The 13,242-nt window shown below is 41.2% G+C and carries 16 protein-coding genes; all 16 read right to left on the bottom strand.

Annotated elements, in window-relative coordinates:
• Window positions 1–89 precede the first annotated feature (89 nt).
• Window positions 90–1,043 carry a thioredoxin-disulfide reductase gene (trxB, locus tag CDA10_RS12755; protein WP_004681738.1) on the bottom strand — a complete coding sequence of 318 codons (954 nt, stop codon included), beginning with the start codon at window positions 1,041–1,043 and terminating at the stop codon, window positions 90–92.
• Window positions 1,044–1,060: 17 nt separating this feature from the next.
• A complete protein-coding gene (arsH, locus tag CDA10_RS12750; RefSeq protein ID WP_000174605.1) occupies window positions 1,061–1,765 on the bottom strand; it encodes an arsenical resistance protein ArsH in 705 nt (234 codons plus the stop codon).
• Window positions 1,766–1,770: 5 nt separating this feature from the next.
• Window positions 1,771–2,814 (bottom strand): ACR3 family arsenite efflux transporter, encoded by a 1,044-nt coding sequence (gene arsB, locus CDA10_RS12745; RefSeq protein ID WP_004723197.1) that lies wholly within the window; start codon window positions 2,812–2,814, stop codon window positions 1,771–1,773.
• Between the two features lie 7 nt (window positions 2,815–2,821).
• Window positions 2,822–3,295, bottom strand: coding sequence for an arsenate reductase ArsC (locus CDA10_RS12740; RefSeq protein WP_004723198.1), 474 nt, complete (start codon window positions 3,293–3,295; stop codon window positions 2,822–2,824).
• A 6-nt stretch (window positions 3,296–3,301) separates the two neighbouring features.
• Entirely contained in the window at window positions 3,302–3,622 is a 321-nt protein-coding gene (locus CDA10_RS12735) for a metalloregulator ArsR/SmtB family transcription factor (RefSeq protein ID WP_004723201.1), read from the bottom strand.
• Between the two features lie 58 nt (window positions 3,623–3,680).
• Entirely contained in the window at window positions 3,681–4,115 is a 435-nt protein-coding gene (gene arsC / locus CDA10_RS12730; RefSeq protein WP_004723202.1) for an arsenate reductase (glutaredoxin), read from the bottom strand.
• Between the two features lie 124 nt (window positions 4,116–4,239).
• Window positions 4,240–6,858, bottom strand: a complete 2,619-nt coding sequence (locus tag CDA10_RS12725; RefSeq protein ID WP_004644583.1) for an AAA family ATPase — start codon at window positions 6,856–6,858, stop codon at window positions 4,240–4,242.
• Window positions 6,859–6,996: 138 nt separating this feature from the next.
• The gene (locus tag CDA10_RS12720) at window positions 6,997–7,890 is read right to left on the bottom strand and encodes a recombination directionality factor (RefSeq protein ID WP_004644584.1); all 894 of its coding nucleotides are present in this window, start codon (window positions 7,888–7,890) and stop codon (window positions 6,997–6,999) included.
• Between the two features lie 127 nt (window positions 7,891–8,017).
• Entirely contained in the window at window positions 8,018–9,061 is a 1,044-nt protein-coding gene (locus CDA10_RS12715; RefSeq protein ID WP_004723206.1) for a YqaJ viral recombinase family nuclease, read from the bottom strand.
• An 81-nt stretch (window positions 9,062–9,142) separates the two neighbouring features.
• Complete coding sequence (locus CDA10_RS12710; RefSeq protein ID WP_004644586.1) at window positions 9,143–9,358, bottom strand: hypothetical protein; 216 nt, start codon at window positions 9,356–9,358, stop codon at window positions 9,143–9,145.
• A gap of 97 nt (window positions 9,359–9,455) precedes the next feature.
• Complete coding sequence (locus CDA10_RS12705; RefSeq protein ID WP_004644587.1) at window positions 9,456–10,490, bottom strand: DUF932 domain-containing protein; 1,035 nt, start codon at window positions 10,488–10,490, stop codon at window positions 9,456–9,458.
• Between the two features lie 74 nt (window positions 10,491–10,564).
• Window positions 10,565–10,870, bottom strand: coding sequence for a hypothetical protein (locus CDA10_RS12700; protein WP_004644588.1), 306 nt, complete (start codon window positions 10,868–10,870; stop codon window positions 10,565–10,567).
• 115 nt (window positions 10,871–10,985) lie between these two features.
• Window positions 10,986–11,366 carry a hypothetical protein gene (locus tag CDA10_RS12695; protein WP_004644589.1) on the bottom strand — a complete coding sequence of 127 codons (381 nt, stop codon included), beginning with the start codon at window positions 11,364–11,366 and terminating at the stop codon, window positions 10,986–10,988.
• 11 nt (window positions 11,367–11,377) lie between these two features.
• Complete coding sequence (locus CDA10_RS12690; protein ID WP_004723208.1) at window positions 11,378–11,944, bottom strand: hypothetical protein; 567 nt, start codon at window positions 11,942–11,944, stop codon at window positions 11,378–11,380.
• A 17-nt stretch (window positions 11,945–11,961) separates the two neighbouring features.
• On the bottom strand, window positions 11,962–12,222 hold the full coding sequence (locus CDA10_RS12685) for a hypothetical protein (RefSeq protein ID WP_004644591.1): 261 nt from the start codon (window positions 12,220–12,222) through the stop codon (window positions 11,962–11,964).
• A 589-nt stretch (window positions 12,223–12,811) separates the two neighbouring features.
• On the bottom strand, window positions 12,812–13,242 hold a 431-nt coding region (locus CDA10_RS17030; RefSeq protein WP_228704635.1), incomplete at its 5' end, for a hypothetical protein.

The raw sequence follows: 13,242 nt of genomic DNA, 5'->3' as shown, positions 1-13,242 counted from the left end.
ATTATTTATAGTCATAATCAAAATAACGCCCAGTCTACTCAACAGACTGGGCGTATTTTATAAAATTTTCAAGCGTTTAAATGAGCCTTTCAATTGCTCAATTGATCAAGATACTTTTCTGCATCCAAAGCTGCCATACAGCCTGAGCCTGCCGAAGTGATTGCTTGGCGATAAATGCTGTCAGCAACGTCACCCGCAGCAAATACTCCTGCCACAGAAGTTGCTGTTGCATTGCCTGAAGTACCACTTTGTACTTGAATGTAGCCTTCACGTAGGTTGAGTTGACCGTCAAACATACCTGTATTCGGTTTGTGACCAATAGCAACAAATAAGCCCTGTACTTCAACATCTTGTATAGTTTGGTCCAAAGTTGATTTCAAGCGAACTGATGTGACACCAGTATTATCACCTATGACCTCATCAACTTGATTGTTCCAAAGAATGCTAATTTTGCCATCTTTTTCTTTGGCAAAAAGATGATCCTGTAGAATTTTCTCTGAACGTAAACTGTCTCTACGGTGAACTAAGGTGACATGCTCAGCAATATTAGAAAGATAAAGTGCTTCTTCAACTGCTGTGTTACCACCACCCACGACCATGACTTTTTGGTTCTTATAGAAGAAACCATCACAAGTTGCACATGCACTGACACCTTGACCCATGAATTTAGCTTCAGATTCAAGACCCAAGTATTGTGCTGTCGCACCTGTTGCAATAATCAGTGCATCACAAGTAAATTCTTCCATGTCGCCTTTTAGTACAAATGGACGGACGCTTAAATCAACTTCATTGATGTGATCATACACAATCTCTGTACCAAAGCGTTCAGCATGGGCTTGCATTCGTTCCATAAGTGCAGGACCAGTTAAACCTTCTGGGTCGCCCGGCCAGTTATCTACCTCAGTGGTCGTTGTTAATTGACCACCAAGTTGTATACCCGCTATCAATGTAGGTTTTAAGTTTGCACGTGCTGCATACACAGCAGCGCTATAACCCGCAGGCCCTGAACCTAAGATCACTAATTTAGAATGTCTCTTTTGCATTTCTGATCACCTAAAGTTTATAAGCTACGTTGATTGACACGCTTAGATAATTCTTCTGCCGACTCTTTTCGCTCTGAATAACGGTCCGTGAGGTACTGACTCTGCCCACGAGTGAGCAAGGTGAACTTATATAGTTCTTCCATTACATCGACAATTCGATCATAGAAGGATGAAGGTTTCATCCGTCCATCTTCTTCAAACTCTAAAAAAGCTTTGGGAATAGACGATTGGTTTGGAATGGTGATCATCCGCATCCAACGGCCTAAAATACGCATCTGGTTTAAGCTGTTAAAAGACTGTGAACCACCACTGACCTGCATCAAAGCCAAAGTCTTACCTTGGGTTGCACGAATTGCACCGCCTGCCAGTGGAATCCAATCTATTTGCGATTTAAAGATTGAACTCATGGAGCCATGACGCTCAGGCGAGCACCACACCATTCCTTCTGCCCAAGCGAGTAAATCATGCAACTCTTTAACCTTTGGATGTTCAGTGTCCGCATCTTCAGGTAAAGGCAGCCCTTTAGGATGAAAGATTTTTACTTCGGCACCAAACTGCTCCAAGATACGACCAGCTTCCATCACCGCCAATCGGCTGTATGAACGCTCACGGTTAGAACCATACAGCAGCAAAATACGGGGTGGATGATCCAATTCTTTAGCTTGTACCTTTTCTAAAGTCGGTTGATCCAAAAGATTCATATCTACATTTGGGAGAGTCATAGAAATTACACCTCTGCTTTAAAAAACTTTTTTCTGAGCCACAAAGACACACTGACTAAAGCAATTAACACTGGTACTTCAACCAATGGGCCGATTACCGTGGTAAATGCGACTGGTGAAGCTAAACCAAAGGTCGCAATCGCGACGGCCAGCGCCAATTCAAAGTTATTTCCCGCAGCAGTAAAAGAAATTGCTGTGGTTTTAGGATAATCGTTCCCCATCCATTTGCTCATGAAGAAGCTGATGAAGAACATCACGATAAAGTAAATGGTCAATGGGATCGCAATACGCAAGACATCCATCGGTAAGCTCACCACATCGTTCCCTTTCAGGCTAAACATCGCCACAATCGTGAACAATAAAGCCAGTAGACTCAGTGGACTAATCTTAGGTAAGAAGACATTTTGATACCAATCCAGACCTTTAGCTTTCACTAGAGTGAATCGCGTCATAAAGCCAAGGAAAAATGGAATCCCTAAGTACACCAGTACCGCATGGGTAATGGTCCAGAAATCGACATTGATCACTTGCCCTGCAACACCAAAATAAGGTGGCAAGAAGGTTAAGAATAGCCAAGCATAAGTACTGAAGAATAAGATCTGGAAGATACTGTTAAAGGCCACCAATGCAGCAACATATTGATTATCCCCACAGGCCAAACCATTCCACACCAAGACCATGGCGATACAGCGCGCTAAACCAATCAAAATCAAGCCTGTCATGTATTCAGGATAGCTATGTAGAAAAATAATGGCTAATGCAAACATTAATACTGGTGCTATCACCCAGTTCTGTACCAAAGACAAAGTTAAGGTTTTTTTGTCTTTAAACACTTGTGGTAGCGCGGCATAATCCACTTTAGCTAATGGTGGATACATCATCAGAATCAAACCAATCGCAATTGGAATATTGACGGAATCCACACTCATTTTATCCAATGCCACTGAGGCTTGTGGAAAGAACACACCGATCGCAATTCCCAACCCCATCGCAATGAAAATCCATAGCGTGAGGTTACGATCTAAAAATGACAGTCTTTGTTGAGCCATGATGTTCTCATTCAATATCTGAGATGTGATTGATTGCAGCAATCAATTCAGGACGAGACATGTGCGCTGTATCGAGTGCCAACAATGCATCTAAACGACGATTGACATGGTCTACAGTCACTTGGAATGCTTTGAGCTTCTCTTCTTTCGGCAAGTCTAAATGCGAAGGATCAGCCAAGCCCCAATGTGCCTTGATTGCTCCGCCTAAATACAGTGGACACGCTTCTTGCGCTGCCGAATCACAAACCGTAATCACCACGTCAGGTTGATATTGTTCACAATCATCAATGGTTTTACTCCACAAACCATCTGTTGAAAGACCCAAATTTTCTAATGTTTCAATGGTCAATGGATGTACTTGCCCTGATGGCTTACTACCTGCACTGTATGCTTTCCAACCCTCTGGGGCACGACTATTAAACAGCACTTCTGACAGGATGCTACGACAACTATTTCCAGTACACAAAAAAAGGAATTTCATATTGTTCTACTCGCAATAACTATTGATTTGTTGAAATGATGGAGCAACTTTTGGCTGTAAATCAGCATTTTTAAGGGTGTTAAGTACGTCTATACACCAAGTGGGTAAATTGGGATTGAGACTGTAATAGACCCATTGCCCTTGACGTCGATCTTGTAAAAGACCAGAAGAGCGTAATAAGGCTAAATGCCGTGAAATCTTGGGTTGGCTCAACTCTAATTTTTCAGTCAAATCGCAAACACACTGTTCATTATTTCCAAGAACCAACATCACGATATTGAATCGCGTATCATCAGCTAAGCATTTAAAGAAATTGATTTGATCCATATTTTTTACTCACTCAAACATATGGATATATCAATATTCACATATATCCATGAAATTTTTATTTCAATCGCTGCCCATTTGCATCCAGCACTTGTTCACCGTCTTCTTTGCTAAATGCACCTTTTTGTGGGAGTGGCAGAATTTCTAAAACCAGTTCTGACGGGCGACTTAAACGAGTTCCTAGTTCAGTCACCACGAATGGGCGGTTAATCAAAATTGGATACTGAAGCATAAAGTTAAGCAGTTTCTCATCCCTCCAAACCTCAAGGTCTAACTCTAGATCACGATAAGGATCAACATTCTTACGGATGGCCTCTCTCACAGTTAAACCTGCATCCGCAATCAGCTGAATGAGCTCACTTTTAGATGGAGGATTTTTAAGATATTCGATCACTTCAGGTTCAATGTTGGCATTACGAATTAACGCCAACGTATTGCGTGATGTACCACATTCAGGGTTGTGATAAATCTTAACTTTTGGAATAGCAGTCATTTGCTCAAACTCAATTGAATCTTTATATATACTTATATACGAATAAACATATATATGCAACTCCGTATATTTTTATAAAAGGGCTAAAAAAATTAGCCCCCCTAGAAAGTCTAAAAATATAAATTTACTTCAAAGCTTGATCCAAATTTTCTAAATTCAAAACTATCGAACTCACTACGCTTCTATCGAACTCTACTCGATCCTGCTCTTCATGAACTCCCTTATTAAGATATCTCCATTCTCGACACTCCCCGCTAATCCCTAACAAAGCTTCTAATGGTTTAAAAACACTTTCTTTTTGAGCATGAACAAAATCTTTTTTTTCAATTCTAGTTTTCAATTGTTCAGTAAGATTTCTTAACTCTATTGAAGAGGTAGCAGATCGTAATTTTAAACTCAAATTTCCATCACCATGCTTACTTACATACTTCCAAACTTTCCCTTTAGTTATTGCTTCTAAAGCTTGTCTTGACTTTGTTAAAGCATCACGAATTTCATTTTGATTAATGTGCTCTCTAGCAGCAACAATATAATTACGAGGTGCACAATTAAAATTAATATTGATATGCGGCTCACCCAATCTTGGTAGAAAACTAAATGATTTTGTTAACTTCACTCGTTCCACTGAAAGTAGATTGTGAATATCTTTGAAGAATTCTTCCCCATGGCAAGTTAATAATATTTGCTTATTAGCAAAGAACTTATCTTCAAAGAGTGTTTTTCGGATTGCTTCACGATGTTCATCATCTATGGCATTAACAGGGTCATCAAAAATCAATAATGGTGACTCTTCTTTAAGATTTTTAGCCAATAAAATTGCTAGTCCTAAACATCGAATATGCCCCTCACTAAGTATATGCAGCGCATCAAAAAAAACTTCTGGATTGCTTTTAAATGCAATTTCCATTCTCTGATTCTGGTTTATTGGTAGTCTTACTTCTGCTAGCAATTCACTATCCGTATCGTTTCGATTAAAAGCATTGTAAAGATCAATAATCACTCCTCCTAAATCTTTAACTAAACGCAGAGGTAATTCATTGCAGTATGTTTCCAACTTTTTAACAAAGTCAGCATAAGCGTTGGATATAATCTTATTTCGACTAACTATTAATTTTTCAGTTTCAACATCTGTAATAAGCTGCTCATTTTGTTCTTCAAATGTACTAATCATGGACTGAGCGATACTTATAGCCTGAGTCGCTGATTGTCTACGTGTTTGAAGTATAGTTATTTCTTTTACAAAATCACGACACATCAAAAGCTCTTTAGCCTTAATTACTCTCACCTCTTCTTCTTGTTTTATTTTTAGATCACATGCCTCAAGAGCTTGAACTTGCACCTCAATATTCATCCAAATGGTTGTACCATCAGGTAGCATTTCTGTTAAGTACCCCCACCACTCAGAAGATGTTTTTTCGCTTGTAAATGATCTATATGCCTCCAAGCAATTTTCTTTTTGATAAAAAGATAAACAAGTTTGGATAATCTGAGAAAGAGCTGTTAAGGAATCTTGGATTTGCTTTTGTAAAAATTGAATTTTATTCTGTATACCTGCCAACTCTTGCAACTTCAACAACTCATCTCTAGCATAAATATAAGGATTAACAGTAGTCTGACCTAGGGGTGTTTGACAAGCTGGACACTGATTTGGATTACCATCCTGTAATTCAATAATTGCATTATAAAGTTGTTTAAATGAGACCTGATAACTTGCTTGTGCTAGTTTCCCCTCTTCAATTATTAAAGCTGAATGCAACTCAGTTATTTTCTGCTTTAATGCATTTAATACACTTTGAGAAAGGTTACTTTTAGTACCTAAAGGCGACTGAAGATATGTTTCAAGTATTTGTACACGCCCTGAGACAGCTTCATTACCATTTAGCTCAATTACCATTTGATCAAAACTTATATTCTCTTTATATCGAGTAGCTAAATTTATCTCCTCTGATTGAATGTCGCTTAGCAGTTGCGTGTGTATTTTAATCTGTTGTTCACTACCTAATAATTGTGAACGCTTTTCACCAAGCTCTTTAGACTTTTCTCCAATAATATCAATATATCTACCATCCATATCAGGAGTAAAATTTTTGACAAACTCCGTGAAAGACTCTAATCCAAATAACGTAGAAATTAGTTCTGTTTGTTTAGATGGAACTTGGGCTGCAATACGTGAAAAATTATCTATACGATTCTTTTCAACAAAACAGAATCTATATATTTGCTCATCAGGCTGAACACTTAAGATGTTATTTTGGCTATCTTCAGCCTGAAGAATAGGTGCTAAGAATCGATTAACATGAGCATTCTTTAGATACTCAACTTGGTTACGGAAACGTTTATTTTCAGCATCTTCGACATTACCTAATAAGCAGTATTCTAAAGCCTCACAAAAACTTGATTTTCCTGTTCCATTAGGACCATATATCAATACTAAGTTACTATCTAAATCAAAATGCTCTGGTTTAGAAAATCCTCGAAATGGGCCTACAGTCATACTTTTAATTTTTGCAATTTTCGCTTTCGGCTCTCCCAATGTCGCAGGTAAAGGACTGATTTCTGAACCAACACGTTCCCATTTTAACTGAGCAAACGATACTATTTTTTTTATCCGTTGCCCCTGAGCAGTCTTTAATGGAATTAACTCATCCAAATTTTCTAAAACAAGGTTTGCTATCTTACGTATCTCTACAGAGTCAGTATTATTCAAAGTCTGTAAAAAATTTAAATATTCCACCCGAACCATAAAACCCCCATCTAAATAAATTATAATATTCAAAATTTTAAATCTTTTTTAGAATATCTTTTAACGTACATAAGCTTAATCTTACATTTATAGATTAAGAAAATTTAAAATACAAGGCATCAACAGATGCCTCCTACTTTAGTTCAAAGCTTGTACCGATTGCTGTAGGCCTTTCTGAATATCTTGCATCTGAAGAAAGTCTGGAACTTGTTGCTGTGATTTATTTTCTTCTGGGTAAAACTCTTCAATTTTATCCAATCCCTCCTCTACATCTACTTCAAACCGTGTATTGCCATAGCCTTGCCGTGCCATCTGATCTAAAGCTGCCTGATTAAATCCACACAGCTTACTTTTCTGATCAATCTCTTTCGCCGTTTGAATCGCCTCTTGTAAATGAACACCCTCACGTAACGTCAAATCCACGTAATAGACTGGGGTTCGATAGCTTTGTGTGGTGGACTTTCCTCGAAGTGTTAACTGTAAAGGCAGACATGACAATAAACCATTCGATGCTGCATGGTAATAACTCAGTCTCGCTGCCAAGGTTCGAATGCTGTTAAAGCCTGTTGTTCTAAAAACGAAAGTCCCAAACTCATCCGATTCATCAAGATTCACATACAGACGACCATAGGGCTTACACAATCTACCTTGTGCCAATGGACATAGATCAGGTGAAGGACAGGGGTGATGTTCAACCCCTTGATTGGTTAAGCGCTGACAAGTTTCACCATTGCCTATACACACGGGGCGCCCTGTTTGTCGATCAAATAGACTGTACTCTGCCCTTAGATTCAGTTCAGGATCATTGAAGATCATCCGGACGGGTATGCTTCGCAGTTTTTGATTGGGTGCTTTGGCCCGCAGCTGTTCATCCAGTGGGTGCTTCACCCAACCACTGTCCTTATTTTGGATTTGGCTGGTAATGGTAAATTGATCATCCTTTTCAGGCAGACGTTTGCCGTTCTTTTCCACAACTTTGCCGATACTGATTCTGCCAAGTATTGGCGGTGTGATTGCTAGACCTTTAATCATGGTCCTTTCCTCTTATCTTTAAATAAATTGCTGTATTGATTAAAAATGAAATGGGCATAAAAAATCCCATGTGCTGAGGCATGGGATTTCTAGGCTGGTTGGATATTTTGCTTAGGCTAAATTACTTTCAACCATCATTGGTATAGATGTTAAAACGCCGTGAACCTGTTTTACTTTGCGGGAATTGGCTGAGGTATTCAGGGTGTGATTTCAGCAAAGCCTTGGCATCTAAGCTGATTGAATCCTTAGCCTTTTTCCACGTCACTGAGCCTGCTTTAAAAGTGGCACGCTCCGCCTGCTGCATCTTGGCTTGCAGCTGGTGCTTCAGCAGATCAAACTGCTCCTGATGCTTGTCGATTTGATTACGTGCCTGAATCAGCTGTTCAAACTGCTGGTTGGCCTGCTCATCCCCAGATAAGTCTGCAGTGCTCAATGGCACATGTTCGGGATACAGCTGCTGTAAAGCCTTGGCTGCCGATGCGCTGGCATCTGCATCAGGCGGTGTATCCTTCTCGACACATTCCCAGAAGTAACGTTCTGCATTCACAATATGCTGAATGACCGATTCACTGCGGGTCACTTTAAAAATCCGCGTTTCATGTCCGCAGAGCAGTACACAGATATGCGCTGCTTTCTTTCCCGTTACGGCCAATTGATGCTGTACCTGACACAGCACATATAACGGCACACCATCCCGCCACAGCTTGGCGCCATGTTCACCAGCAGTTTTGCATTCCAGAATCTGCACATCTGCATCACCCACTACGGAATAATCTAAGTTAGCTAACATGAAATGCTTGTCTGGGTCAGGATGCTGCAGCACAGCATTCACGCGGCGGACTTTATAGTTGGTATGCATGCTGTAGTATTCAGCAACAAGCGGTTCAAGTCGCTTGCCCCAATATAAAGGCGCATGGCCTTCGCTTTCATCTTCGATGGATTGCTTGATCCTACCTGTTTTGATCATCCACAGTTCCAGCATCGACATATAAGGATTGAGTCCGCAAGCTGCAGCACAGTCACTGCTGCCGATACCTTGCCTGCGTACTTCCAGCCATTCGGCTTGGCTCATATTTTTGGTTTCTACAAAGCGTTTGGCGGTAATAAGTTTAGGTGACCTGAATCCTATAGGTTGTTTAGATGCTGCAGATGGATTTGATAAATTATTCATTGTGAATTCCTCAATTTTAAATTTTTGGCATAAAAAAACCACATCCGAAGATATGGTCTGATATTTCTAAATGAATCTATTTTAAAATGAGACGACTGCTAAATGGCGCTTTAGGTTTTCTTCAGAAACGCCAGCTATTACAATTTCTAAAATGTCTGCATTTAATTGAAGACCTTGATTAAAGGAATAGCCAAAATTACCTTTTATCGTTTCTACTAAAACATCGAAAGATTTCTTATCTTTCATTTTTAATAAAAAACTTTCATCCCCTAATTTCTTAATTGAAATGATACTCACTGTACTCTCCGTTTTACTATTTATCTTGCAAATAGTTAGTGGAGCTTAGAAATCAGGATTTCAATAAGAAGTGTTCAAATAATTGTAAATACACAGATTAGGACAACATCAGTAGCGCCTGTTCCAGTCCACGTTGTTTTAAGCCTGCCCCTGCTCCAAACCATGCTGAATCCAGCCGGTGATCCTGACTCATGGCTCGACGTTCATGATCTGCAAATTCCGTGATACTGCACAGCAACCCATAAGCCGTATCTTTGGCTGAGCTGAGTTCTGCCCCTCGGCCATGCCCGTTAAACATAGTCATGACTTTCGACATGGCTCGGCCATTCGGTTCAACCTTGTCTTTGCTTTGTGATTTACTGGCTACATTGCGGTAGAACTGGATAATGCCTTCATCCTGCTGCATTGGACTGAGGCTGGTATTGTTAAATACCGCGTCAAAATAAGCAGCCGCTTCTTGTTGAGTGACTTTACGTTGACTGAGTTGCTTCATTTCATACATGTGTTCATCCCATTGCCGTACTGAGATTCCCAACTGCTGTTTGATCTTATCTGCATCAAAACGGGTACTGTGTGGGACTTTGACCACGCCTGCACTGCTGTTCTGTCCTTTTAGGGCAATGGCTAAAGTGTTGTTGCACACTACGCGGATTGAAGTAAATTGCGCTGTGGTCGCCAGCGTTCCGTCACAGCCCGTTGCCAACAATATATAGCCATTACTAACATCTTTACCTTTGAGTGCCGCGCTTTGTCCTGTTCTGGCTAAAGCCCAGAATTTCTTTCCGCCTTTCAATACGCCTGCGGTTTCCAGTTCAAAGCCTGATTGCTCTGTTAAATCTCGGTAGAACTCCAACACCTCTGCAGGCTGCACTTCCTGATAACGCTGACTGACCACCGATAGAGGTGCATGGGTATCCGAGCGATAAAGTACGCGCTGTTCTTCATAAGGCATGATGATGTTTTGCCCGCGTTCATTTTGCGCCATATAGCTGACATCAGAAGATTCAATGCGCCAGTCCATGCCGGCCTGCTGTGCCCATACTTCAATCGGCTGATTATGCGTAAGCTGGTTGCCGAGGCCATGCCAAGGGGTGTCACCGACATAAGCCATTTGTTCAATTTGATGCGCCATGTTTATATTTCCTATAAATGTATGTTGAAATTCATGTTGTTGATTAAATGTGTTTAAGGTTTGTGGCTTGAGCTTTATGATTTTTTGACCCAAACAAAATGCTGCTGACAGTCCTGACAAATATATTGATCTTCATTGCGATAATATTTTTCGTAGCAGAATTGGCTGACAACCACCAGCACACCGCCAATCACTACACCTACAGCAGCACCTGCCGCAGGTGAAAAGCCGACCTTCTTAGCAAGTCTTGCTCCCAGCACAGCCATTTGTGCAGGTGAGATATTGCGCTGAAGCTGTTCAAAGTAATTTGCGTTTGATTTGCCAGATGCGGTTTGTCTGACATTGCCCGACTTGCAGTAGGGACATTGAATGATGGACACGGTATATTCCTTGTCAGATGTACCCTGACAAAAGCTAAAGTGAAGGCATAAAAAAACCGCATCCCTTTAGGACACGGTTTAGTCAGTTCTAGATTAATGTTTAGATTAAATACGCTTAGTTAAAGCTGTAGCTCGCTGTTCCCTGCTGTGTTTCAACATCAACACGCACAACATTATCGTAACCGCAGCCGGTTAATTTCAGCCTTAAACGCAAGCCCATTTTAAAATGCTGCGGGTATTCCAGTGATCTGCGGTAGCCTTCATAACTGCATTCACCATTGTTGATTAAAACGTTGGTGACATCGATGGGATCTGGGCTGTTGGAACGAATGGTGATGACATGCGCCACTTGGTTTTGTGCATACCAGTTGCTGGTATCTTCTACATTCATTTCAACACTAAAAGTATTGGGATCAAGGCTGGAGTCGCACCCGTACAGCATCATGCCTGCAGCAGCCGTTACTGCCAGCAGGATCGATTTAAAATATTTATTCATAGCAATCATCCTCAGCAGTAGTTGTAGCTGACGCCGTAATCACCGGTCTCTAAATCAATACTGACCAGATGAATTTCACAATCTGTACCATTATCAAATTTATAAACGTAGTAACGGTTGCCCGCCTGCTCTGACTCTAATGCGCCGTGTTCCTGCAAGCTAAAGCCGCTCACGGGTTTACCCGTATCTTTCGCAGCTTTGGCAAAAACCAGCTGCTGATACTTGTCTATATTTTTTTGCTCAAATTCAGGCAGGTCTGCATAAGGAAGCATGGACAGCAAGGTATCTGCAGCTTTCAAATTTTGATCAAACTCAAAGCTCAGCAATTCAGGTTCATGCTGCGCCGAACTTGAGCCCTTGCTGCCAGCAGTCAATTCCTCTACATCAATGCCATCAACTTCCGCAGCAGGAATGCCTTCCGAAGCAGCAGCTTCTGACGCTGGAATATCACTCGTGCCAGCTGCAGTTTGCACAGGTTTCTGAACGCTGGAATTGGCACTGAAAAAATAGAATCCGGATACGATAATAAGCGTCAAAGCCAGAATAGCTGCCAAACCCAAAATGGTTTTTTGGTTCATCTCAAATCTCCTGTACTTTAGTTCGGTACAGAGACTTGGCCATTATTGGCGTTATAGTGGACAACGCGCGGACAGCCGCCCTGAAAGTTCACCGTGAAATTACGCCAGCCGCGGTTGCCCGGATTGGTTTTATACATGCACTGATACACGCCTCCACCTAAATTTCGAGCCTGCACAAAATAGGATTCACTGGCTTGCGCAAACCAGCCTGCCTGCGCCCATGACGCGCCTGCAAGAAGTGATGAAATCAGGGCAGTTTTTAGGAAAGTTTTTAACATAGTCATTTTCTCTTTTTACAGGCATCACCGGTCTTCAGCAGATCCGGTGTCCCCCATGCAATCTTTGTTGGAATGAATATCTAAGTTTTGAATTTTTTATAGACGATAAAGCGTACAGATCTACTTAGCTCAAAACAGCATTAGAGATTCATCTTCATATCGGTAATATGTATTTGAAAAAGTTTTATTCTTAAAAAGCTATAAACACAGCTATGCACAGCACGCGGGCCTAATGACCCATCGGCACAAATACTGAAAAAGAGAAAAATAAGGGATGATATTGATGTAAGCGCATGGCGTACTCCTTTGTTTTAAAAGAATTCTGCCAATTCACTGCTAATATGATGGTGGCAGAACGAAGAAGGGTTAGCAGACTGGTAACAAAGAAACCAGCACGCGCAAGCGCGTCCCCCCTCCGCCCTACCGCAAAGAAAGGGGGACGAACGGGTCCACAACATGCAAAATCAGATTTCGCATATTGTCTTTGTTAATGGGTCTGCTAAAACCCGCTGACGATGTAGGTCAGCAGGCTAAGGATAATCTGCACGGTGTAGAGCGTCAAGCAAGTGCTGGAATGCAATATGAATTTTCAGCGCCGTACTGGGGCTCCATCAAACCATTTAAATCCTTTCGGGTAGATGCAGATTCTACTCGGAAGCCCAAACTGACCCGTTTGATTCTCCGGCATGCTATTTAATGCACCCAAAGGACAGCCCGCTTCTTCTTGCATGATCCGGTCAATCCGCAGCGCGTTTTGTGCATCAGCATCGGAAAGCTGATGATGCATTTCTGGATAAACGCATGTGCCCAAATATCCAGTCGCTCTCATCCAGTGCTCTCTGATCTCATTGCAATATCCCAAAGGGTCAGAATAGAGTGATCGGTTAAAGCTCAGATAAAAGTGAATCACATAGCGCTGCTGAACATCATCACGCACAATCCGATAAAAACGATAGACCACCTGCGTTCGATACCAAAATACTGTGGGTAAACTATTTTGGAAATTTGATAAAAATCGCT

The organism is Acinetobacter piscicola (assembly GCF_002233755.1).
Classification (GTDB): Bacteria; Pseudomonadota; Gammaproteobacteria; order Pseudomonadales; family Moraxellaceae; genus Acinetobacter; species Acinetobacter piscicola.
The sequence above is the reverse complement of the archived record's forward strand: the minus strand, read 5'-3'. Positions and strand labels throughout refer to the sequence as shown.

What these genes read in the sequence shown, in the direction of transcription:
- trxB (WP_004681738.1), bottom strand. Translation starts at nt 1,043, where the DNA reads ATGCAAAAGAGACATTCTAAATTAGTGATCTTAGGTTCAGGGCCTGCG.
- arsH (WP_000174605.1), bottom strand. Translation starts at nt 1,765, where the DNA reads ATGACTCTCCCAAATGTAGATATGAATCTTTTGGATCAACCGACTTTA.
- arsB (WP_004723197.1), bottom strand. Translation starts at nt 2,814, where the DNA reads ATGGCTCAACAAAGACTGTCATTTTTAGATCGTAACCTCACGCTATGG.
- CDA10_RS12740 (WP_004723198.1), bottom strand. Translation starts at nt 3,295, where the DNA reads ATGAAATTCCTTTTTTTGTGTACTGGAAATAGTTGTCGTAGCATCCTG.
- CDA10_RS12735 (WP_004723201.1), bottom strand. Translation starts at nt 3,622, where the DNA reads ATGGATCAAATCAATTTCTTTAAATGCTTAGCTGATGATACGCGATTC.
- arsC (WP_004723202.1), bottom strand. Translation starts at nt 4,115, where the DNA reads ATGACTGCTATTCCAAAAGTTAAGATTTATCACAACCCTGAATGTGGT.
- CDA10_RS12725 (WP_004644583.1), bottom strand. Translation starts at nt 6,858, where the DNA reads ATGGTTCGGGTGGAATATTTAAATTTTTTACAGACTTTGAATAATACT.
- CDA10_RS12720 (WP_004644584.1), bottom strand. Translation starts at nt 7,890, where the DNA reads ATGATTAAAGGTCTAGCAATCACACCGCCAATACTTGGCAGAATCAGT.
- CDA10_RS12715 (WP_004723206.1), bottom strand. Translation starts at nt 9,061, where the DNA reads ATGAATAATTTATCAAATCCATCTGCAGCATCTAAACAACCTATAGGA.
- CDA10_RS12705 (WP_004644587.1), bottom strand. Translation starts at nt 10,490, where the DNA reads ATGGCGCATCAAATTGAACAAATGGCTTATGTCGGTGACACCCCTTGG.
- CDA10_RS12695 (WP_004644589.1), bottom strand. Translation starts at nt 11,366, where the DNA reads ATGAATAAATATTTTAAATCGATCCTGCTGGCAGTAACGGCTGCTGCA.
- CDA10_RS12690 (WP_004723208.1), bottom strand. Translation starts at nt 11,944, where the DNA reads ATGAACCAAAAAACCATTTTGGGTTTGGCAGCTATTCTGGCTTTGACG.
- CDA10_RS12685 (WP_004644591.1), bottom strand. Translation starts at nt 12,222, where the DNA reads ATGTTAAAAACTTTCCTAAAAACTGCCCTGATTTCATCACTTCTTGCA.